The organism is Flavobacterium sp., assembly GCF_040379285.1.
In the GTDB taxonomy this organism is placed as follows: domain Bacteria; phylum Bacteroidota; class Bacteroidia; order Flavobacteriales; family Flavobacteriaceae; genus Flavobacterium.
Window position 1 is genome coordinate 43,080 of the sequence record NZ_JBEILJ010000003.1, and the last position, 20,700, is coordinate 63,779.

The window sequence follows — 20,700 nt, forward strand, 5'->3', positions numbered from 1 at the left end:
GAATGATTTCAGAAGAACAATTTGAATACGAAATACAAACTATTATTGCCAATGCCATTCGTGAAGATGTGGGTGATGGCGACCATAGTTCACTCGCTTGTATCCCAACAAATGCGCATGGAAAGGCCAAATTGTTGGTCAAAGATGAAGGCGTAATTGCGGGAGTCACTTTTGCACAAAAGGTATTTTACTATGTCGATCCTGACATGCAGGTGGATGTTTTCATTGCGGACGGCACGCGCGTTCACTTTGGCGATGTCGTTTTTCATGTTACAGGTCGTTCGCAATCCATTTTAAAAGCCGAAAGATTGGTATTGAATGCCATGCAACGCATGAGTGCTATTGCCACAAAGACAAGGCATTATGTGGATTTATTGAAAGGAACGGGAACTAAAATTTTGGATACCCGCAAAACCACCCCTGGATTTCGAGCGTGTGAAAAATGGGCTGTAAAAATAGGAGGAGGAGAGAACCATCGATTTGCTTTGTATGATATGATCATGTTGAAAGACAATCACAACGACTTTGCGGGCGGAATCACATCGGCCATTCAAAAAACAAAAGCGTATTTGGCCGAAACACAACGCGATTTGAAGATTATTGTTGAAGCTCGAAATTTAGCTGAAGTTGAAGAAATCCTTCAATCCGAAGGGATTCATCGCATTCTTATTGATAATTTTAATTTTGAAGATACCCGAAAAGCGGTTGCGCTAATCGGGAATCGCTGTCAAACGGAATCATCGGGAAATATCAATGAAAAAACCATACGCGAATACGCTGCATGTGGGGTGAATTATATTTCCTCGGGTGCTCTTACCCATTCGGTGTATAATATGGATTTGAGTTTAAAAGCCATCGAATAATGACACATCGTAAAGAGGAACTTCTTCAAAAAATTCCAATCCTTCGGCAGCTTATTCAGTTGTTGGATCAGATTACTTTGCCCTGGCTTTATGGATTGTCCCTCTATGAATTGATTGCCTTTTACATCAGCGGTATTTTCGAAAATGCAGTTTCCAATCGCGCTGCCTCGATTGCGTTCAGCTTTTTTATGGCGCTTTTCCCTTTTGCATTATTCATTTTCAACCTTATCCCTTTCATTCCCATGGAAGGATTTCAAAATGATTTTATGGGATTTGTGCAGGAAAGCGTGCCGCCTACGACATTTGAAGCCATTTCCAAAATTGTAGACGATATCTTGCATCATTCCCATTCCGGCTTGCTTTCTATTGGTTTTTTCATGTCTGTTTTTCTGATGACCAATGGGGTAAATGCTATTCTCACCGGATTTGAATCTTCCCCGCATGTTCGAATTAAACGAAAATTTATTCGTCAATATTTGGTAGCATTTGGCATTTCTATGTTGTTATCGCTTTTGTTGTTAATCACGGTGGCTGCCATTGTAGTTTTTGAAGTTTTTATCCAAAAAATTAAAATACAAGATGTACTTTCCGAAGACATTCCCCTCATTCAAATGGGGCGGTATGCATTTGTAATTCTAATGATTTTGCTCACTACTTCCATCTTGTTTAAATACGGTATTAAACGCGACAAACGACGTTCCTTTATTTCTATAGGCTCAGTGTTTACCACTTTATTGATAATCGGTACCTCGTATCTTTTTGGGATTTGGGTGGTCAAGTTTTCTAAATACAATGAGTTATACGGATCGATTGGTACACTTTTAGTCGTGATGTTTTATATTTGGATCAACAGTGCCATTTTATTGTTGGGATTTGAATTGAATGGAACCATTAATACATTGAAATATAGAGAAGAATTAAAAAAGCAAAACGAAGAAACGCTATGAAAAAAAGTCTTATTTTGTTGGGATTATTCCTAACTACATCCCTCTATTCGCAGACCATTTTAGGGAAATGGAAAACCATTGACGATGCTACAGGTAAAGAGAAAAGTATCGTTGAAATTTATGAACAAAACGGGAAAATTTACGGACGTATCATCGAAGTGATCGACCCCGCCGCTAAGAATAAAAAATGCGACCAATGTGAGGGTGCTGACAAAAACAAGCCCATTGAAGGATTAATTATTATCAAAGGTTTAAAGAAAGACGATGATGAATTTACTGGTGGCACCATTACAGATCCCAAAACTGGGAAAGTATACAAATGCACGATCTCACTCGATGGAAATGATAAGCTCAAAGTGCGCGGTTACGTTGGTTTTTCGCTTTTGGGACGTACACAATATTGGATAAAAGTTAAGAAAAGCTAGGTGTATTTTGCCGAAGTCATTTTGCCGTTAGCCTTACCTCGAACCTTTACTTATGCGGTGACCGAGGCCGAATACCATTTTTTACAACCCGGAATGCGTATTGTTGTTCCCTTTGGAAAACGGAAAATTTACACCGCTTTGGTGCATCATGTGCATCAAACCCCACCTCAATTGTATGAAGCCAAATCGATTGACCATATCTTGGATGAGTCGCCTTTGGTCAATGCAATACAGTTGAACCATTGGCAGTGGATTGCCTCGTATTATATGTGTACATTGGGCGAGGTGTTTCGAGGCGCTTTACCTGCAGCATTTATTTTGGAGAGTGAAACGCAGCTTCATTTTCGACCCGAGGCACAAGTAGATAACAGCGCCATGACCGACGACGAGTATTTGATTTATGAGGCATTGCAACACCAATCTTCTTTGACGATGCAGTTGGCTTCCTCAATTTTAAATCGAAAAAATGTATACCCTGTCGTGCAGTCTTTGTTGCAAAAAGGCGTACTCGCATTGCATGAGGAAGTGCAGCATACCTACAAACCCAAGTGGGTGAAGTATGTACGACTGTCCGCTGCCTTTGCCGAAGAATCCCAATTGGTTGCCTTGTTGGATAGTTTAAAAAGTTCGCGCCAAAAAGAGGCCGTACTTGGATACTTTCAATGCCAAGCAGAAAGCCGAAAGCCCATTTCTGTCAAACAATTGAAAGAAAAATCAGGGGTAAGCGATGCGGTTTTGAACGCACTCGTATCCAAAAGTGTTTTTGAGACCTATTCGTTACAAGAAGATCGGGTTCATTTCACAAATGCATTTCAACCGTATACCATCACCTTGAGTGCTGCCCAACAGGAGGCATATGATGCGTTGCAACTTGCTTTCAAAGCCAAACCTGTAGTTTTATTGCATGGTGTCACGGGTTCGGGCAAAACGGAATTGTATATAAAAATGATTGAGGCTACGATTCAAACCGGGAAGCAAGTACTGTATTTGTTGCCCGAAATAGCCTTAACCACCCAATTGGTGCAACGGTTAACGCGTTACTTTGGAAATACAGTCAGTGTGTTTCATTCGAAATATTCCAATAACGAGCGTGTGGAAGTTTGGCACAATGTTTTACAGCAAAATCCAACGGCGCAAATTGTAATTGGAGCGCGTTCGGCTTTGTTTTTACCATTTTCCAATTTAGGGTTGGTTTTGGTCGATGAAGAGCATGAGCAAACCTTCAAGCAACAAGATCCTGCGCCTCGCTATCATGCCCGTGATGCAGCCATTGTTTTAGCTCAAGCCCATGCCGCCAATACACTGTTGGGTTCGGCAACTCCTAGTATTGAAACCTACCACAATGTAAAAATTGGAAAATACGGTTTGGTGAATCTTTTGGAACGATTTGGAAAAACGCCACTCCCTGAAGTTCAATTGGTTGATTTAAAAGAAGCTTATTTCAAAAAACAAATAAAAGGGCATTTCAGTGTGGTTATGATAGACGCCATAGCCGAAGCCTTAGCGTTGGGAGAACAAGTGATTTTGTTTCAAAACCGCCGTGGATTTGCACCGGTTATGGAGTGTGTGACTTGTGGACATACACCTCAATGCACCAATTGCAATGTGAGTTTAACGTATCATAAGTTCAAAAACCAGTTGCGCTGTCATTATTGTGGCTATGCAATTGCCAAACCCTCCCATTGCCATGCTTGTTCGAGTACCGAATTGATAACTAAAGGAATTGGAACAGAGCAAATAGAAATGGATTTGGCACAAATTTTTCCCCAAAGCAATATCAAGCGCATGGATCAAGATACGACGCGTGGCAAATACAGTTTCGAAAAGTTAATTGACAGTTTCAAGAATCGGGAAATCGACATTTTAGTAGGTACCCAAATGTTGGCCAAAGGTTTGGACTTTGATAATGTATCGCTTGTCGGAATTATAAACGCCGATAATTTGTTATACTATCCCGATTTTAGAGCGTTTGAACGCAGTTTTCAATTGCTAACACAAGTTGCAGGGCGCGCCGGTCGTTCCGAAAAGCAGGGTAAAGTGATTATCCAAACCTATAATCCGTTACATAACACGATTCAACAAGTGACGCATCACAATTATACAGAAATGTTCAAAGAGCAATTGTATGATCGTCAGATTTACAAATATCCGCCCTACTATCGTTTAATTCGTCTTACACTCAAACACCGTGATTTTGGGAAACTAAAGGAAGGAAGTTTATGGTTGTACCAAGGTTTGAAACAACAAATTGACAGTCCTGTATTGGGTCCCGAGGAACCTGCAATCAACAAAATTCGCAATGAATATTTGCGTACGATTTTGATCAAAACACCGGCCAATCAGTCGGTAACAGGCGTAAAAAAAACTATCCAACGCCTTTTGGATAGTTTTGATACGGTGGCACAATACCGAACGATAAAAGTTACGGTAAATGTGGATTACTATTAAGCGATAGCCAAAGCTTTGATTAAATCATCTTTTTTGTTGCGACTCAACGGTATTTTGGTAACACCAATTTCAGCGTATTTACTGTTGAAGCGCTCTACTTTGTCTATATTAATAATATACGACTTGTGTACGCGAATGAATTTTTCTTTAGAAAGATCCTTTTCAAAAGATTTCATCGTCGAAAGTACCAAGTTGGTGTCTTCTTCGGTTACAACTTTTACATAATCACCATAGGCCTCAATCCACTTAATTTTGTTCGTATAAACCTTAAGTTTTTTAAGATTACTCTTAATGAAGATGTGCTCACCTTCTTCTTCATGGTTTTCACGACGCAACATGTGTTGTTCTAAGGCACGTTTTACAGAGGCGTTAAAACGTTCTAAAACGATCGGCTTTTGTAGGTAATCGGTAGCGTCATAATCGAAAGCCTTGAGTGCGTATTCTGCTTTTGAAGTAATGAAAATTACTTGGGGTTTAACTTTTAAACCGTCAATAAAATCAAAACCACTAATGACAGGCATCTCCACATCCAGGAATATTAAATCCACGGTATGTACGGTCATACAGTTCTTCGCTTCAATTGCATTAGAAAAATCACCTATTAAATGTAAATTAGGATGATTATTTACTAATTTTGCAATTACCATTCGTTGTAATGAACTGTCGTCAACTACTACACAATTTAACTTCATAATTTAATGTTATTATAGATTTGGTTCCGCTAAAGTATAAGGTTTAAATTAAAAAACCTAATTTTTATCGTCTTTTTTTGCACTTAAGCGAATATTTTTAAATTTTGCTTGCATTGTAAAATATTTTCACTAGATTCGCGCCCAATTTGAATTTTTTAATCATTTCTATTATGAAACATTATGAAACTGTTTTCATTTTAAATCCCGTTTTATCTGAAGTTCAGGTAAAGGAAACAGTAAGCAAGTTCGAGGATTTTCTTACTTCCAAGGGTTCTAAAATGGTATCAAAAGAGGATTGGGGCTTAAAAAAATTAGCTTACGAAATCCAACACAAGAAAAGTGGTTTTTACCATTTATTCGAATTCCAAGCTTCTCCAGAAGTGTTAATCCAATTTGAAACGGAATTCCGTCGCGATGAGCGTGTGATGCGTTTCTTGACAGTAGCGTTAGACAAGCACGCTATTTCTTGGGCAGAACGAAGAAGAGAAAAATTAAAATCTAAAGCGTAAGGATCATGTCGACAATCGAACAATCAGCAAAAGGAAAAAAAGACGGAGATATTAGATATCTAACGCCTTTGAACATTGAAACCAACAAAACCAAAAAATATTGTCGTTTCAAAAAATCTGGAATTAAGTATGTAGATTACAAAGATCCAGACTTCTTATTAAAGTTTGTAAACGAGCAAGGTAAAATTTTACCCCGTCGTTTAACTGGAACTTCTTTGAAATACCAAAGAAAAGTTTCTGTAGCTATCAAAAGAGCGCGTCACTTGGCTTTAATGCCTTACGTTGCAGATTTATTAAAATAATAAGGAGAAAAGATTATGGAACTCATTTTAAAACAAGACGTTCAGAATTTAGGTTTTAAAGACGATATCGTAAGTGTAAAACCCGGTTACGGTCGCAACTTCCTAATTCCTCAAGGATTGGCTACGTTGGCTACTCCTTCAGCCAAAAAAGTATTGGCTGAAAACCTAAAGCAAAAAGCACACAAAGAAGCTAAAATTGTTGCTGACGCACAAGCTTTGGCAGAGGCTTTGAAAGCATTAGATATTAAAATCACTGCAAAAGCAGGGGGTGATAAATTGTTTGGTTCGGTAACCAACATTGATATCGCTGAAGCATTAGAAAAAGCAGGTCATACCATTGATCGTAAATTTATCACTAGCGGTACCGTTAAACGTACCGGAAAATACACTGCTAGCGTTCGTTTACATCGTTCAGTGATTGTTGATTTGGCTTACGAAATCGTTGCCGAGCAATAATCTAAATCCCATCACTATTCAATCCCGTTCTTATGGACGGGATTTTTTTTGACCTTTTCCTTATGAAATACAAACGACTGACCAAAGAGCAATTTGAAGCGTTGCATGTTGAATTTGCCAATTTTTTAGCTTCACAATCCATTGATAAAAAAGAATGGGACGAATTGAAAGCGCAAAAACCCGAAGTAGCCGAGCAAGAACTCGATGTGTTTTCCGATTTAATTTGGGAAGGGGTATTGGACAAGGCTTCCTATTTAGAGCATTTTTCTCCCCTACATATTTTTCTGTTCCATTGCCAAGAGAGCTCCATGCATTCCATCATCATCAAAACCAACGTTCCTGGCGTTGATTTTTTACAAAAAGAAGGATTAACATGGTTATCGCAACACCTTTTTACCCCCGAAGTCGAAATTCATACGGGTATGAAAAAGTACGATGGCGAACGCAATCTGGCTTTGTTTAAATTGATTACCCAAGGTGCGATTCTGAGTGAAGGTCAGTTGTATGGTCAGTTGTATGAAATCCTAAATCAATCTTAATCTATTTTCTAAAAAATGGCTACATTAGTCCTGAAAAAAAACAGTATTTATGGAGCCAGCGCAACGTATTTTTCAGTTACGTGAAACTTTAGACCAACACAATTACAACTATTACGTGTTGGATCAACCCACGATTTCGGATTATGAGTTTGACCAATTATTGAAAGAACTCCAAGCGCTTGAAAATCAATATCCCGAATTTTTTGACCCAAATTCTCCCACCCAACGTGTAGGAGGGATGATAACCAAAAACTTTGAGACGATTGTCCATGAATCACGGATGTACTCGCTTGATAACTCGTATTCACGTGAGGATTTGATCGATTGGGAAAATCGCATTCAAAAGATGTTGGGCGCTATTCCGGTACACTATACGTGCGAATTAAAATATGACGGTGCCTCAATCAGTATTACTTATGAAGAGGGAACCTTAGTACATGCTGTCACTCGTGGTGATGGATTTCAAGGCGATGAAATTACCGCCAACATCAAGACGATTAAATCGATTCCATTAAAACTCAAAGGAAATTTTCCACCTAAGTTTGATATCCGCGGGGAAATTATTCTGCCACTGGATGGATTTGAAAAAATGAACCAAGAATTACTTGAAAAAGGCGAAACCCCCTATTCCAATCCAAGAAATACTGCTTCGGGCAGTTTAAAATTACAAGATAGTAGCGAAGTCGCACGACGTCCCCTCGATTGTTTGCTGTACAATATCGTGGGAAATAACCTCCCCTTTCAAACCCAATTTGACGGACTTCAAGCGGCAAGACAATGGGGATTTAAAGTCCCTAATCAATCCAAGTTAGCCCAGAATTTACAAGAGGTTTTTGAATTTATCGACTATTGGGATGTGCACCGTCATCAGTTGCCGTATGAAACCGATGGTGTTGTGATTAAAGTAAACGATTTGCACCAGCAAGAAGAATTGGGTTTTACGGCCAAAGCACCCCGTTGGGCCATAGCCTATAAATTCAAAGCGGAACAAGTAACAACCACCTTAAATTCAATCACGTACCAAGTAGGGCGAACCGGTGCGATAACTCCGGTGGCGAATCTCGAACCTGTGCAGTTGGCGGGAACGATTGTCAAACGGGCGTCTTTACACAATGCCGATCAAATAGTGAAGTTGGATGTACGTTTAGGGGATCAAGTTTTTGTGGAAAAAGGGGGTGAAATTATCCCCAAAATTATTGGCGTTGCTCAACGAGGTCCTGCACTGCATCCTGTAGAATACATTACCCATTGCCCTGAGTGTAAAACCGAATTGATTCGCAAAGAAGGGGAAGCCCAGCATTACTGTCCCAATTACTACGGATGTCCGCCTCAAATTATCGGCCGTATAGAGCATTACATTTCGCGGAAAGCCATGGATATTGAAGGGTTAGGAGGTGAGACGGTGGCCTTGTTGTATACCAATGGATTGGTAGAGGATTATGCCGATTTGTATACCTTGACGGTCGATCAAGTGATTCGATTGGATCGAATGGCTCAGAAAAGTTCGGAAAATTTAATTTTTGGGATTGAAAAGTCGAAAGAAGTTCCCTTCGAGCGGGTTTTATTTGCTTTGGGCATTCGCTATGTGGGGGAGACGGTAGCCAAAAAGTTAGCGCGACATTACAAATCTATTGAAGCGTTGCAAAATGCTTCGGTACTCGATTTGATGTTGGTGGATGAAATAGGCGAACGAATTGCCCAAAGCGTTATTGAGTTTTTTGACAATACCAACAACCAACGCATCCTTCAACGATTGAAGGAGTATGGAATTCAGTTTGCTGTATTCGAGCAATTTAACCCTAATGCCACACAGAAGTTATTGGGTAAAACCTTTGTTGTTTCGGGTGTTTTTGAAAAATTTAACCGTGATGAATTGAAACAGTCCATTGAAGATAATGGGGGTAAAGTAGGGAGTTCGATTTCAGCCAAAACTGATTATGTCATCGCTGGTGCCAATATGGGACCCGCAAAATTTGAAAAAGCAAATCAATTAGGAGTTCCAATTATTTCTGAAGATGAATATTTAACCTTGTTGCATGAAAATTGATAAAATAGCCTTAGCTTTTTTTGTTGTTTTTTCAATCATGGCTTCCCTTTCCAGAGCTATGGAGTGGAATGGTATTTTGTTGTTTTGCAAGCCATTAATCATTCCTTCACTTGCTTTTTATTATTTAGGCAATACCAAAAAAGTTTCTCGAAGTGTTGCACTTTTCCTGATAGTCTGTTTTATTGGTGACGCGATAGCCTTATTTAATTTTGAACAGGAAATACTTTACTTATTAGCTCCCTTTTTTATAGGAAACCTGATTATTGTTCGTTTGGCATTGCGCGAAAGTAAGCGTTTTTATTGGGATACAATTAATGCTATTTCATTAGTATTAGTGTTTTTATTCTTGGGTTATTTATGGGTTACCGTAGTGAGTATTTTCAGGGAAGAAAAGGGAATACTTCCTTTTGCAATTGCCATTTTTGGACTGACGTTGGTAGCGATGAATGGACTGACAACCTACAACGGACTTTATTCGATGAAGTTGTCTAATTTGTTTCTATTAATCACTTCCGTTTCCATTTTGGTTTCACAAGTGTTTTATGTTTTATTTACAATAAAAATTAATCTTATTGTTTTGGATGTATTGCATCATTTGTGCCATTATTTGTCCTATATCTCCCTTGTTCTTTTTGTATTGAATCATCCCAAAAGTAAAGAAATAAACTAATGGCATTATTGAATTCGGAGGCACGCATTTCCATTGTGTTTCATCTTTTTTGGATGGTTTCGTTGCTTGAAATTGCTGCCGAGTTTTTCCAACAACAAACGATTATTTATGGAACCAAGCCGTTGCTTCTTCCCTTGCTGGCTTACTGTTATTTTTTAAAGGCTTCCTCAATAAACAAAGGGTATTTAGTCGCTTTGTTGTTCAACTGGTTGGCTAATATGGCTTTTATTTTTCCTTCTTCTAATTTCCTTTTTTTTGCCACACTTTGTTTTATTGTATTTCGGATTATCATTGTTTTTGAAATCTGGAAATTTGAGTTTTCTCGTGGGATACGATTAAAACCGGTGTTGATGGGATCAGCTCCCTTTTTGTTTTTGTTTTTGAGTGTTATTCATTTGGTTTATACCGATGTAATTGAATACGAATTATATATGTTAATTGCTCAAGCCCTAGTTATGGCATTGTTGGGTGGAATTGCTTTCGGCGCTTATTTTTTAATCCATGATAATGCGAGCAAATTCCTTTTTATGAGTGCTTTATGTTTTGCACTCAATTTATTTGTGCTTGGCGTGAAATTATACTATCTAAATATCGATTATTTAAAGCCTTTCTCTATGATTTTCTTTCTTTTAGGGCATGTGTTTTTATGCAAATACATGGTCTTGACTTCGGATATTTTAATGAAAAAATCAGCTGTAAAGGATATTTATTACAAAAAATAAGTTAATTTTATATAATGAATTCAAGACTTTCACATCAATTAGTATCTGAATTTACGGTGCTCTATTTTAGTAACGGAGGCATTGAATTGGTGGGTGAGTATTTTCGAATCTTGCCTGTTATATACATTTCAAAGCCCATGATTCCTCTTATTTTGTTAGGTATGTACTTTTTGATTTCAAAGCAAAGAAGCTTTGTTTTTGTGGGAATAATGGTTTTTTCCGCGTTGACCAATCTTCTGTTTATCCCCAACACCGTTGAAAGTTTGTTTTATGGAATCATTTGTTTTACCATGCACCGATTGTTTCTTTTGTATTTTATTTTGAATCATGTCAAAATTAAATATTGGCTTGCTTTTATATTGGCAACACTGCCCTTAGCTTTTATCTTTTTTTATCTTTTTGCTGCCAATGATGTGCCCGATAATGCTGTTGCTATGGTGTTTTTTCACAACATCATTGCCGCAGTATTTGGAGGAATAGCCATTTCAGTCTATGTGATGGATGACAACCAAGTACATTCACTTCTTTTAATCAGTATCTTGTTATTTTTGGGCTTGCAATTGGTGATTTATATCGAAAAGTATTACTTAGCTGAGGTTCACTCGCAAATCATGCGTCCCTTAGCGATGTTGTTGAATGTATTAGGGTTTTATGCTTTTTATCGTTTTGCGTTAGCCACCGAATCACCCAATTTCAATCGAAGTACCTTTCGACGCTAACTGTTTATCGTTGGTAAGGTAAAAATCGATACGTCCTAGATTCAAACCGTAGCATCCTACTTGATTAATTAACACTTTTTTCCCTTCACGATTCAACTCAACAACCGGTTTGTCCAAAAAAGTGTGGGTATGTCCCCCGATGATTAAGTCGATGTTTTCTGTTTTTTGCGCCAAAAGAACATCGCAAATTTTTGAAGCATCATCGTTATACTTAAATCCCAAATGGGAAAGGCAAATGACCAGGTCACATTTTTTTTCATCACGTAGCACTCGGGCTGTATCCGATGCAATTTCCACAGGATCCAAGTACTTGGTTTCTTTACTGTTGCGAACATCGACAAGTCCTTGTAAGGCAATGCCTAATCCAAAAATACCAATCTTTACTCCGTCAACCATTTTCAAGGTATACGGCGAGACAAGTCCGTCCAACACCGTGTTTTTCAGGTCGTAATTGGCAGAGACCATCTCAAAATTAGCTTTTTTTAGTTGGGTCATTAAGCCGTCAATGCCGTTGTCAAAATCATGATTCCCAATCGTAGCCACATCATATTCCATCAAGTTCATGAGTTTGAATTCCAATTCGCCCCCATAATAATTAAAATAGGGCGTCCCTTGGAAAATATCGCCCGCATCTAGCAACAATACATTGGGATTTTCCTCCCGAATCATTTTGATGACCGCTGCTCGACGTGCCACTCCCCCTTTATTAGGGTTTTTTGGGTGGTTGGCGGGAAAAGGATCAACATAACTATGGACATCGTTGGTGTGCAAAATAGTTATCTGTTTTGTTTCAGCATTCGTAAAACTACTTAACCCAAGACTTCCTAGCCCTACACAAGCCCCTGCAGCTCCTGTTGTTTTGATAAATTCTCTACGTTTCATGCTGTTTTGTTATTCTTTAATGATAATTCGCGGAGTGGAATTTACCCGTATCGTATCGGTAGCCTTAAAATAATCGATGAGTAAATTTCGGATTTTATAATCCGTTTGTTCCGTTTCCAAGGCTTTGCTAAAAAAGGTCATGTTGTCGCCACCATTGGATAAATAGTCTGAAGTCGCAACACGGTAAATTTTATTTTCGTCCAATGGAATGCCTTGCACTAAAATACTTTCAGCATGGTTATCATGTAAGGTAAAGCTTAAACCCGACAAAGGATGCGGTTTTTTTTCTTGCAGGAGATAATCGACCATCGCGCTAATCTGGGTCCCTTTTAACGCAAGAACCACAACACTATTTTCAAAGGGCATGACTTCATAAGCCGTTCGTGCGGTAACGTCACCCTGAGGAATAACCGCTCGAATTCCCCCATGATTGAGCAAACAAATCGCAGCGGGCGCTGAACCGCGTTGCACCAAAGTTTTATTGACATATTCAAGGGTGACATCGGCCATAAAACACCCGATGTTCGTTTGCCATTTTCCTTTTGATTTGTCTAAAGGTTCGGGATTATAAGCCAACACCGTGCTCAGGTCTTTTTCAATATGTTGACGGTAGGGTTGTATTACCGCTTCGACAGTGGAATCAATCGGCTGGCTCTCTGCTATAGCGATTTTAGTTCCCGTAACCCGCGTGGAAGTCCACGGATTTCGGTGACAAGCCACAAGGATGCCAAATGTTAAGATAAAAACAAAGTACTTTCGCAAGCTGCGATACTTTTTTAGCTTTACCATGTGCAATGCAGTTGAATTTAATTAAATTTGTAGTAAGTAAAAATACTATGTTTTTCCAAAGATTAAAGGACATATCACTTAAAAAAATCGTTAAACGTAAATGGACTGAAATCAAGCAATTGACCTCCAGTGATTTAGTGAAAAAGGTGGGTATTATCTTGGATGAAACTTGCTTTCAGGACAAAGACGCTTTGATTCGTGGGTTAATCAAAAAAGGGATACGCCCTGAAAATATTGAGATATTAGTTTTCCGAGACCATATTTCAAAAAAAGAAACCTTTGATTATCCCGTTTTTTCATACCGCGATTTTAAATGGACGGGGTCGTTTGAAAGTGCCGTTGTGCAACGTTTTATGTCTCAATATTACGATTTACTCATCAATTATTATCCTACTAATAAAGGGATATTGCAATTCATTTCGCAATCAGCCCGCTCTGGTTTTAAAGCAGGTTTTGCCAGCGTAGACAAGAAATTGAATGATTTGATTATTGCAACCGAAACAGAAAATCATTCACAATTCACTGAAGAATTATTTAAATACTTAAAAATCCTTAATAAAATATAGCATGCGAGCATTAATTGGTACCGGTGTGGCGCTGGTAACTCCTTTTCAAAAAGAGGGTGCTGTTGATACAGAAGCACTTACTCGAATTGTCAATTTTCAAATTGAAAACGGAATTGAATATTTGGTCGTTTTAGGCACAACTGCCGAAAGTGCTACCCTGACGTCTGAGGAAAAAGAGTTGGTAATTCAAACCGTAATTCAGGCCAACCAAGGTCGTTTGCCGCTTGTTTTGGGAGTAGGAGGGAATAGTACAGCACAAGTGGTTGATGAGTTGAAGACACGAGATTTATCTGCTTTTACCGCAATTTTATCCGTGTCGCCCTATTACAACAAGCCAACGCAGGAAGGAATTTATCAGCATTTTAAAGCAATCGCAGAAGCCTCTCCCTTACCCATTATTTTGTACAATGTTCCAGGTCGAACTTCGAGCAATATATTGCCAGCTACCGTGATTCGTTTGGCGCAAGAATTTATCAATATTGTGGCCATTAAAGAAGCAGCAGGCGATATTGTACAAGCGATGCAGTTGTTGCAATATAAACCCGCTCATTTTCATGTGATTTCGGGCGACGATATGATCACATTACCGATGGTTTTGGCAGGTGGAAGTGGTGTGATTTCTGTGATCGGCGAAGGATTTCCCAAAGCGTTTTCTGATATGGTACGTTTGGGTTTGAATCGAAAAGTGGATGAAGCCTATGCCATTCATTACCAGTTGGCTGATGCGATTAATATGATTTTTGAACAAGGAAATCCTGCAGGAATCAAAGAGGTGTTTATGCATTTAGGGTTATCCGAGAATACTGTTCGTCTGCCTTTGGTTAACGTTTCTTCCGATTTATCGCAACGATTGAAGCAATTTGTGGATGCATTTCCCTTATAAAAAAATATTTTAAAGCTATACAAATAATACCTACTTTTGCGTTTCGTTTTGGCGAAAGTCGAAAGAACCTATTTCCGAATGAAAAAACGATTGATTCTTAGTATACTTGGATTATTTTTGGTAAGCTGTAGCGAATACCAAAAAGCATTTAAATCGGAAGATACCGAAGTAAAAAAAGCGGTGGCCAAAAAAATGTACGACAAACAAAAGTACAACAAGGCAATACGGTTGTATGAAATCATTGCCCCAGTTTACAAAGGCAAATCGGGAGAAGAGGACATGTCCTACAGTTTTGGGATGTCGTATTACAATACGAAACAGTATTATCTAGCGGCCTATCAATTGGAAGGTTTTGCTTCTTCATATCCCAAAGATCCTCGTGCTGAGGAAGCGTTCTTTTTATCGGCCAAGTGTTTTGCAGAATTGTCTCCAACCTATAGTTTGGATCAAACAGAAACAGATAAAGCCATTTTTAAAATGCAAGAGTTCATTGATCGTTACCCCAATTCAACATTCATGTCTCAGGCGAATGCTATTGCAAAAGACTTGCGCGTCAAATTAGAACGCAAATTTTTTGAAGTAGCCAAACAGTATAACACTATTGGTGATCACAAGGCAGCGCAAGTAGCTTTCGATATCTTTTTATCTGATTTTCCGGGGACAGTTTTCAAAGAAGAAGCACTGTACCTTAAATTGGATTCTGCCTTTCAATTGGCCATTAACAGTGTTCCTTCCAAAATGCAAGAGCGCTTAAACAATGCCAAAGGCGCTTACCAGTCTTTAGTTAAATTTAAAGGCGATTCAAAATTTAAAAGCAAAGCCGACGTTATGTTGGAACAAATTGATAAAGATTTACAACAATTTTCAAAGTCATGAGTAAAATGGATTTAAAAAAGACAACAGCACCCGTAAATACAATTACGTACAACCGTGCTGTTATCGAAGAGCAAACCGGTAACATTTACGAAGCTATTACTATTATGGCCAAAAGAGCTACGCAAATCAATACGGAAATCAAGAAGGAATTGATTGAAAAATTAGAAGAGTTTGCGACGTATAATGATAGCTTGGAGGAGATTTTTGAAAATAAAGAACAAATCGAAGTTTCAAAATTCTATGAGAAGTTGCCTAAACCCCATGCGCTTGCCGTACAAGAATGGGCGGATGGTAAAATTTATCATAAAGACGTATCGAAATAAAAATTGATCCCATGGCAGTGTTGAGCGGTAAAAAAATAGTTCTCGGGGTTTCCGGAGGCATAGCTGCTTACAAATCCGCTACATTGGTTCGATTACTCATCAAAGCAGGTGCTCAGGTCCGTGTGGTCATGACACCTGCTTCTGTTGATTTTGTAACTCCCCTAACGCTCGCCACGCTTTCCAAAAACCCTGTTTACAGTTCGTTCTACAACGACGATGAGGAGGTACAATGGAACAATCATGTGGAATTAGGATTGTGGGCCGACCTAATGTTGATTGCTCCAGCTACCGCCAATACATTGGCCAAAATGGCCCATGGGAACTGTGACAATCTGTTGATTGCTACCTATCTTTCGGCAAAATGTCCCGTTTATTTTGCACCTGCCATGGATCTGGACATGTACAAACATTCCTCAACGTTGGCTTCCTTTCAGTTGTTGCAGCAATTCGGAAACATCATGATACCCGCTGAAAAAGGAGAATTAGCCAGCGGATTATCGGGCGAAGGACGTATGGCCGAACCCGAAAATATTGTGGCATTTCTCGAAAACGATTTACTCGGGAAAATGCCTTTGCACGATAAAAAAATATTGATAACCGCCGGTCCCACTTACGAACCCATTGATCCGGTTCGGTTTATTGGAAATCATGCTTCTGGAAAAATGGGGTTTGATATCGCTGAAGTAGCTGCTTCTTTAGGTGCTACGGTTTATTTGGTTACAGGTCCAACGGCTTTGACCTCGAAAAATGCAGCGGTGAACCGTATTGATGTGCAAACGGCTGAGGAAATGTATACCGCTTGTATCCACTATTTTCCAGAGGTTGATGCGGCGATTTGTGCTGCTGCAGTGGCCGATTATCGACCCGAAGTTGTTGCACAGGAGAAAATCAAAAAATCAGACGAAACATTGACCTTAACTTTAGTCAAAAACAAGGATATATTAGCCGCATTAGGTGCGCAAAAGAAAGCCCAATTTTTAATTGGTTTCGCCCTAGAAACGCAAAATGAAATTGAAAATGCGAAGTTGAAAATTGCGAAAAAAAACTTAGATTTGATTGTGCTAAATTCCCTTCGTGATGCCGGTGCTGGTTTTGGAACACCCACCAACAAAGTAACGCTCATCGATCGGAATGGATCAGTAGAACCCAAGCCTTTACAGTCGAAAGAGGCTGTTGCCCATGAAATTTTGCAAAAAGTAATACAACATTATGAAAGATAAATTGCTCCTTTTATTGGTTTTGATTTTATCCGTATGGACCGTAAATGCTCAAGAAATCAACTGTAGGGTGGTAATCAACTACGATAAAATTACCAATGTCAACACTCAAATATTTAAATCGTTGGAGACCTCTATCAATGATTTTATCAATAAAACGGTTTGGACGGAGAAGACTTTTGAAAACCAAGAAAAAATTAGCTGTAGCATGTTTATTACGATTAACGCGTATGAGAACAACAATTTTGACGCGAGTATTCAAGTACAATCCTCGCGACCTATTTTTAACTCGGGATACAGCTCCAACTTGTTAAATATCAATGATAAAGATTTTCAATTTCAATATGTTGAATTTCAGCAAATGTATTTCAACCCCAACAGTTATGACTCCAACCTCTTGTCGACATTGGCGTTTTACATCTATATTATTTTGGGTATTGATGCCGAAAGTTTTGAGTTGGATAGTGGCTTACCCTATTTCCAAAAAGCGCAAGAAGTCGTCAATTTGGCCATGCCAGCGGGTGGAAAGGGTTGGCAGCAATCGGATCGAACGAATAATCGCTACTATTTGGTAGCCGATTTGTTGTCGGGGACCTTCAAACCCTATTTGGAAGCCATTTATAAGTATCATTTTCAAGGTTTAGATTTGATGCATAAAGACCTAAAGGCAGGTAAAAAGGCGATTGTAGAGTCGATCAACAGTTTGGAAGCATTGCACAAAACACGTCCCAATGCCTTTTTAACGCGATTGTTTTTTGATGCCAAAGCCGATGAATTGGTGGCAATATTGTCAGGTGGTCCAGCCGTTCCTGCCGAAGGAATCGTTGATAAGTTATCGCGAATTTCTCCTCTTAACAGCAGCAAGTGGAATTCAATAAAATTTTAATTGTATCGAAAATACCTAGATGATTACAGCCCTTTCGATAGAAAATTACGCTTTAATCGAAAAACTTTCGGTTAATTTTTCTTTTGGTTTTACGGTAATTACAGGTGAAACGGGAGCCGGTAAATCGATTCTATTGGGTGCATTGGGTTTGGTCTTGGGCAACCGCGCCGATTTATCTGCACTAAAAAATTCAAATCAAAAATGTGTGATTGAAGCGCATTTCTCGATTTCCTCTTATCAACTTCAGGATTTCTTTGCAGCACACGATTTGGATTATGAATCCGAAACAATCATTCGACGTGAAATATTACCCTCAGGCAAGTCAAGAGCTTTTATCAACGATACGCCTGTCAATTTATCGGAGTTGCAAGCGTTGGGCGCTAAGTTAATTGATGTGCATTCCCAACATGAGACGCAAGCGCTGAATGACGACGATTTTCAATTTCAACTCGTTGATGCTGTTGCAGGAAATATCGAAATCGTCACTACCTATCAGCATGCCTTAAAGGCTTATCGAAAAGCACAAACAACTTTACAAGAAAAGCAAGTGGCTCGAGCGCAAGCCTTTCAAGAACAAGATTACCATTCTTTTTTGTGGGAAGAATTGGTAGCCGCTCAATTGATTGCGGGCTCACAGGAAGAAATGGAATCGCAATTGGAGAAGCTAACCCATGTTGAACTGATTCAAACCCAATTGGCTAAAGTCCTCAGTGCAATGCAAAGTGAGTCGTTTGGCGTTGTCGATCAATTGAAAGATTCTAAAAATGCGCTTTCTAAAATTGCCTCTTTTTCACCCGAATACCAACAATTTTTAACACGGATATCGAGTGTTTTAATCGAAATTGATGATATCGCTGCCGAGTTGCATCAAGGGACGGAAGAATTACAAGCCGATCCTGAAACATTGCAAAGCCTTCAAGATCAGTTGCAAACGATTTACACCCTACAAAAGAAGCATCAAGTGCACACCATCGATGCTTTGTTGGAGATTCAAGCGTCGCTTCAATCGAAAATGGTTTCCCTCACCAACTTAGATGACGAAATTGTACAATTGGAGCAGGAGGTGAGTGGGTATCTTCAAGAATTAGAGCAATTGGCCCAGACACTTACACAAAATCGTCAAGCAGCTGTTGGCCCATTAGTTGGAGAAATACAGCAAATTGTAGCCAATTTAGGAATGCCAAATGCACAGTTTGCGATAGAATTTCCAGCGAAAACAACCTTTACATTGCAAGGGAATACAGGAATTCAATTGCTTTTTGCGGCCAATAAAGGCGCCCAGTTAGGTAGTTTGAAGAAAGTGGCTTCAGGGGGTGAATTGTCGCGTATCATGTTGGCTGTTAAAGCGATATTGTCTACAAAAATTCAGTTACCTACCTTAATTTTGGATGAAATTGACACCGGTGTTTCAGGAGAAATTGCCCATAAAATGGGTGAAATCATGCGCGGTATGAGTCGGAATATCCAACTTTTTGCAATTACCCATTTGCCACAAATTGCAGGGAAAGGGCAACACCATTTTAAAGTATACAAAGAGGACGACGATACCCGAACCAAGTCCAATATAAAAGCCTTGAATGCAGAAGAACGAATTCAAGAAATCGCCCAAATGCTTTCGGGAGAATTAGTTACTGCTGCTGCAATCGGGCAAGCCCGTGAATTGCTTAACTAAAAAAATGCCTTATCTTTGGCGAAGTACATAAAACTTTAAATAGAAAAGTATGATTATCGAACCCAGAATGCGCGGATTTATTTGTTTGACGGCTCATCCAACAGGCTGTGCGCAAAATGTAAAAAATCAAATTAATTATGTCAAGGCGCAAGGGAAGATTGACGGAGCAAAACGCGTTTTGGTCATTGGAGCCTCAACCGGTTTTGGTTTGGCTTCTCGCATTACAAGTGCATTTGGATGTGGCGCGTCTACCATTGGTGTCTTTTTTGAAAAGCCCGGTACAGAAGGGAAAACAGCTTCACCAGGGTGGTATAATTCAGCTGCTTTTGAACAAGAAGCTCATGCTGCAGGATTGTATGCCAAAAGTATCAATGGCGATGCTTTTTCGGAGGCCATCAAAGCGCAAACGATTGCAACCATTAAAGCCGATTTGGGTCAGGTTGACTTAGTGATTTACAGTTTAGCTTCCCCAGTGCGGATGCATCCAACGACGAGTGTTTTACATCGTTCGTCATTAAAACCAATTGGAGGAACATTTACCAACAAAACTGTTGATTTTCATACGGGAAATGTAACTCAAGTCTCAATCGAACCCGCAACGCAAGAGGATATTGATAATACGGTTGTAGTTATGGGAGGCGAGGACTGGAGTATGTGGATCGACGCCATGCAAAAAGCAGGTGTACTGTCCGAAGGAGCTATGACTTTGGCGTATTCTTATATCGGTCCTGAGGTGACCAAAGCGGTTTATCGTAATGGAACCATCGGTCGCGCAAAAGATCATTTGGAGGCTACGGCAGCAACCATCACCGAGCAATTACAAGGTCTAGGTGGAAAAGCGTACGTTTCTGTCAATAAAGCTTTAGTAACGCAAGCAAGTTCGGCTATACCAGTTATCCCGCTCTATATTTCTTTATTGTATAAAATTATGAAACGGGAAGGTATTCATGAAGGCTGTATCGAGCAAATGGACCGCTTGTATCGTGCACGTTTGTATGCTGGAACCCCCATTTCAGTAGATGCTGAAAATCGAATTCGTATTGACGATTGGGAAATGCGTGACGATGTACAGGCAGAAGTTGCCCGTTTGTGGGAGGAAGCCAACACAGAATCACTAGGGGATTTGGGCGATTTGGCCGGTTATAAAAATGATTTTCTAAATTTATTCGGATTCGGATTTGAAGGAGTGGACTATTTAGCTGATGTAAATGAAGTGGTATCCATTCCTAGTATTTCCCAGTAATTTTAAACATTAAAATACCAACAG

General features: G+C 39.3%; 23 protein-coding genes. 20 read left to right on the forward strand and 3 right to left on the reverse strand.

The window, feature by feature from the left end:
- Positions 1 to 2 precede the first annotated feature (2 nt).
- The 4 genes from nadC to priA are packed head-to-tail and all read left to right on the forward strand — an operon-like array spanning position 3 to position 4,683.
- Complete coding sequence (nadC, locus tag ABWO12_RS01355) at positions 3 to 863, forward strand: carboxylating nicotinate-nucleotide diphosphorylase (RefSeq protein ID WP_353086548.1); 861 nt, start codon at positions 3 to 5, stop codon at positions 861 to 863.
- Entirely contained in the window at positions 863 to 1,810 is a 948-nt protein-coding gene (locus ABWO12_RS01360) for a YihY/virulence factor BrkB family protein (protein ID WP_353086550.1), read from the forward strand. Before nadC ends, ABWO12_RS01360 begins: the two co-directional genes overlap by 1 nt.
- A complete protein-coding gene (locus ABWO12_RS01365; RefSeq protein WP_353086552.1) occupies positions 1,807 to 2,235 on the forward strand; it encodes a DUF2147 domain-containing protein in 429 nt (142 codons plus the stop codon). Before ABWO12_RS01360 ends, ABWO12_RS01365 begins: the two co-directional genes overlap by 4 nt.
- Positions 2,236 to 4,683 (forward strand): replication restart helicase PriA, encoded by a 2,448-nt coding sequence (priA, locus tag ABWO12_RS01370; protein ID WP_353086554.1) that lies wholly within the window; start codon positions 2,236 to 2,238, stop codon positions 4,681 to 4,683. It begins immediately after the preceding gene.
- On the opposite strand, the gene ABWO12_RS01375 is transcribed toward priA, so the two are convergent.
- Positions 4,680 to 5,375 carry a LytR/AlgR family response regulator transcription factor gene (locus ABWO12_RS01375; RefSeq protein WP_353086556.1) on the reverse strand — a complete coding sequence of 232 codons (696 nt, stop codon included), beginning with the start codon at positions 5,373 to 5,375 and terminating at the stop codon, positions 4,680 to 4,682. The genes priA and ABWO12_RS01375 overlap by 4 nt on opposite strands.
- A gap of 170 nt (positions 5,376 to 5,545) precedes the next feature.
- Between ABWO12_RS01375 and rpsF the strand changes: the two genes are divergently transcribed.
- From rpsF to ABWO12_RS01415, 8 genes are all read left to right on the forward strand, one after another.
- The gene (gene rpsF, locus ABWO12_RS01380; protein WP_073362646.1) at positions 5,546 to 5,884 is read left to right on the forward strand and encodes a 30S ribosomal protein S6; all 339 of its coding nucleotides are present in this window, start codon (positions 5,546 to 5,548) and stop codon (positions 5,882 to 5,884) included.
- 5 nt (positions 5,885 to 5,889) lie between these two features.
- Positions 5,890 to 6,186, forward strand: a complete 297-nt coding sequence (gene rpsR, locus ABWO12_RS01385; RefSeq protein WP_073362644.1) for a 30S ribosomal protein S18 — start codon at positions 5,890 to 5,892, stop codon at positions 6,184 to 6,186.
- A 15-nt stretch (positions 6,187 to 6,201) separates the two neighbouring features.
- The gene (gene rplI, locus ABWO12_RS01390; RefSeq protein WP_353086559.1) at positions 6,202 to 6,642 is read left to right on the forward strand and encodes a 50S ribosomal protein L9; all 441 of its coding nucleotides are present in this window, start codon (positions 6,202 to 6,204) and stop codon (positions 6,640 to 6,642) included.
- Between the two features lie 62 nt (positions 6,643 to 6,704).
- Positions 6,705 to 7,181, forward strand: coding sequence for a DUF6495 family protein (locus ABWO12_RS01395; RefSeq protein ID WP_353086642.1), 477 nt, complete (start codon positions 6,705 to 6,707; stop codon positions 7,179 to 7,181).
- 49 nt (positions 7,182 to 7,230) lie between these two features.
- Complete coding sequence (gene ligA / locus ABWO12_RS01400) at positions 7,231 to 9,228, forward strand: NAD-dependent DNA ligase LigA (protein ID WP_353086561.1); 1,998 nt, start codon at positions 7,231 to 7,233, stop codon at positions 9,226 to 9,228.
- Positions 9,218 to 9,898 (forward strand): hypothetical protein, encoded by a 681-nt coding sequence (locus ABWO12_RS01405; RefSeq protein WP_353086563.1) that lies wholly within the window; start codon positions 9,218 to 9,220, stop codon positions 9,896 to 9,898. The genes ligA and ABWO12_RS01405 overlap by 11 nt, the downstream gene beginning before the upstream one ends.
- Positions 9,898 to 10,620 carry a hypothetical protein gene (locus ABWO12_RS01410; RefSeq protein WP_353086565.1) on the forward strand — a complete coding sequence of 241 codons (723 nt, stop codon included), beginning with the start codon at positions 9,898 to 9,900 and terminating at the stop codon, positions 10,618 to 10,620. Before ABWO12_RS01405 ends, ABWO12_RS01410 begins: the two co-directional genes overlap by 1 nt.
- A 14-nt stretch (positions 10,621 to 10,634) precedes the next feature.
- Positions 10,635 to 11,339 (forward strand): hypothetical protein, encoded by a 705-nt coding sequence (locus tag ABWO12_RS01415; protein ID WP_353086567.1) that lies wholly within the window; start codon positions 10,635 to 10,637, stop codon positions 11,337 to 11,339.
- On the opposite strand, the gene ABWO12_RS01420 is transcribed toward ABWO12_RS01415, so the two are convergent.
- Positions 11,304 to 12,221, reverse strand: coding sequence for a metallophosphoesterase (locus tag ABWO12_RS01420; RefSeq protein WP_353086569.1), 918 nt, complete (start codon positions 12,219 to 12,221; stop codon positions 11,304 to 11,306). The two genes, ABWO12_RS01415 and ABWO12_RS01420, sit on opposite strands and share 36 nt — an antisense overlap.
- Before the next feature lie 9 nt (positions 12,222 to 12,230).
- Positions 12,231 to 13,010, reverse strand: a complete 780-nt coding sequence (locus tag ABWO12_RS01425; RefSeq protein ID WP_353086571.1) for a 5'-nucleotidase C-terminal domain-containing protein — start codon at positions 13,008 to 13,010, stop codon at positions 12,231 to 12,233.
- A 47-nt stretch (positions 13,011 to 13,057) separates the two neighbouring features.
- Between ABWO12_RS01425 and ABWO12_RS01430 the strand changes: the two genes are divergently transcribed.
- The 8 genes from ABWO12_RS01430 to fabV all read left to right on the forward strand — a co-directional run bounded on the left by ABWO12_RS01430 (position 13,058) and on the right by fabV (position 20,676).
- Positions 13,058 to 13,576, forward strand: a complete 519-nt coding sequence (locus ABWO12_RS01430; protein ID WP_353086573.1) for a DUF6913 domain-containing protein — start codon at positions 13,058 to 13,060, stop codon at positions 13,574 to 13,576.
- Between the two features lies 1 nt (position 13,577).
- Positions 13,578 to 14,459 carry a 4-hydroxy-tetrahydrodipicolinate synthase gene (gene dapA, locus ABWO12_RS01435; protein ID WP_353086575.1) on the forward strand — a complete coding sequence of 294 codons (882 nt, stop codon included), beginning with the start codon at positions 13,578 to 13,580 and terminating at the stop codon, positions 14,457 to 14,459.
- 78 nt (positions 14,460 to 14,537) lie between these two features.
- Entirely contained in the window at positions 14,538 to 15,335 is a 798-nt protein-coding gene (locus ABWO12_RS01440; RefSeq protein WP_353086577.1) for an outer membrane protein assembly factor BamD, read from the forward strand.
- Between the two features lie 5 nt (positions 15,336 to 15,340).
- Positions 15,341 to 15,658, forward strand: coding sequence for a DNA-directed RNA polymerase subunit omega (locus tag ABWO12_RS01445; RefSeq protein WP_073362712.1), 318 nt, complete (start codon positions 15,341 to 15,343; stop codon positions 15,656 to 15,658).
- An 11-nt stretch (positions 15,659 to 15,669) separates the two neighbouring features.
- Complete coding sequence (gene coaBC / locus ABWO12_RS01450; RefSeq protein WP_353086579.1) at positions 15,670 to 16,878, forward strand: bifunctional phosphopantothenoylcysteine decarboxylase/phosphopantothenate--cysteine ligase CoaBC; 1,209 nt, start codon at positions 15,670 to 15,672, stop codon at positions 16,876 to 16,878.
- Entirely contained in the window at positions 16,868 to 17,761 is an 894-nt protein-coding gene (gene porD, locus ABWO12_RS01455) for a type IX secretion system protein PorD (RefSeq protein ID WP_353086581.1), read from the forward strand. Before coaBC ends, porD begins: the two co-directional genes overlap by 11 nt.
- A gap of 19 nt (positions 17,762 to 17,780) precedes the next feature.
- Complete coding sequence (gene recN, locus ABWO12_RS01460) at positions 17,781 to 19,433, forward strand: DNA repair protein RecN (RefSeq protein WP_353086583.1); 1,653 nt, start codon at positions 17,781 to 17,783, stop codon at positions 19,431 to 19,433.
- 49 nt (positions 19,434 to 19,482) lie between these two features.
- Positions 19,483 to 20,676, forward strand: coding sequence for an enoyl-ACP reductase FabV (fabV, locus tag ABWO12_RS01465; protein WP_353086585.1), 1,194 nt, complete (start codon positions 19,483 to 19,485; stop codon positions 20,674 to 20,676).
- The last annotated feature ends 24 nt before the right edge of the window (positions 20,677 to 20,700 follow it).

What these genes read in the sequence shown, in the direction of transcription:
- ABWO12_RS01405 (WP_353086563.1), top strand. Translation starts at nt 9,218, where the DNA reads ATGAAAATTGATAAAATAGCCTTAGCTTTTTTTGTTGTTTTTTCAATC.
- coaBC (WP_353086579.1), top strand. Translation starts at nt 15,670, where the DNA reads ATGGCAGTGTTGAGCGGTAAAAAAATAGTTCTCGGGGTTTCCGGAGGC.
- ABWO12_RS01415 (WP_353086567.1), top strand. Translation starts at nt 10,635, where the DNA reads ATGAATTCAAGACTTTCACATCAATTAGTATCTGAATTTACGGTGCTC.
- rplI (WP_353086559.1), top strand. Translation starts at nt 6,202, where the DNA reads ATGGAACTCATTTTAAAACAAGACGTTCAGAATTTAGGTTTTAAAGAC.
- ABWO12_RS01375 (WP_353086556.1), bottom strand. Translation starts at nt 5,375, where the DNA reads ATGAAGTTAAATTGTGTAGTAGTTGACGACAGTTCATTACAACGAATG.
- nadC (WP_353086548.1), top strand. Translation starts at nt 3, where the DNA reads ATGATTTCAGAAGAACAATTTGAATACGAAATACAAACTATTATTGCC.
- ABWO12_RS01360 (WP_353086550.1), top strand. Translation starts at nt 863, where the DNA reads ATGACACATCGTAAAGAGGAACTTCTTCAAAAAATTCCAATCCTTCGG.
- ABWO12_RS01365 (WP_353086552.1), top strand. Translation starts at nt 1,807, where the DNA reads ATGAAAAAAAGTCTTATTTTGTTGGGATTATTCCTAACTACATCCCTC.
- rpsR (WP_073362644.1), top strand. Translation starts at nt 5,890, where the DNA reads ATGTCGACAATCGAACAATCAGCAAAAGGAAAAAAAGACGGAGATATT.
- ABWO12_RS01410 (WP_353086565.1), top strand. Translation starts at nt 9,898, where the DNA reads ATGGCATTATTGAATTCGGAGGCACGCATTTCCATTGTGTTTCATCTT.
- ABWO12_RS01420 (WP_353086569.1), bottom strand. Translation starts at nt 12,221, where the DNA reads ATGAAACGTAGAGAATTTATCAAAACAACAGGAGCTGCAGGGGCTTGT.
- ABWO12_RS01430 (WP_353086573.1), top strand. Translation starts at nt 13,058, where the DNA reads ATGTTTTTCCAAAGATTAAAGGACATATCACTTAAAAAAATCGTTAAA.
- porD (WP_353086581.1), top strand. Translation starts at nt 16,868, where the DNA reads ATGAAAGATAAATTGCTCCTTTTATTGGTTTTGATTTTATCCGTATGG.
- recN (WP_353086583.1), top strand. Translation starts at nt 17,781, where the DNA reads ATGATTACAGCCCTTTCGATAGAAAATTACGCTTTAATCGAAAAACTT.
- fabV (WP_353086585.1), top strand. Translation starts at nt 19,483, where the DNA reads ATGATTATCGAACCCAGAATGCGCGGATTTATTTGTTTGACGGCTCAT.
- ligA (WP_353086561.1), top strand. Translation starts at nt 7,231, where the DNA reads ATGGAGCCAGCGCAACGTATTTTTCAGTTACGTGAAACTTTAGACCAA.
- ABWO12_RS01440 (WP_353086577.1), top strand. Translation starts at nt 14,538, where the DNA reads ATGAAAAAACGATTGATTCTTAGTATACTTGGATTATTTTTGGTAAGC.
- dapA (WP_353086575.1), top strand. Translation starts at nt 13,578, where the DNA reads ATGCGAGCATTAATTGGTACCGGTGTGGCGCTGGTAACTCCTTTTCAA.
- ABWO12_RS01425 (WP_353086571.1), bottom strand. Translation starts at nt 13,010, where the DNA reads ATGGTAAAGCTAAAAAAGTATCGCAGCTTGCGAAAGTACTTTGTTTTT.
- ABWO12_RS01445 (WP_073362712.1), top strand. Translation starts at nt 15,341, where the DNA reads ATGGATTTAAAAAAGACAACAGCACCCGTAAATACAATTACGTACAAC.
- rpsF (WP_073362646.1), top strand. Translation starts at nt 5,546, where the DNA reads ATGAAACATTATGAAACTGTTTTCATTTTAAATCCCGTTTTATCTGAA.
- ABWO12_RS01395 (WP_353086642.1), top strand. Translation starts at nt 6,705, where the DNA reads ATGAAATACAAACGACTGACCAAAGAGCAATTTGAAGCGTTGCATGTT.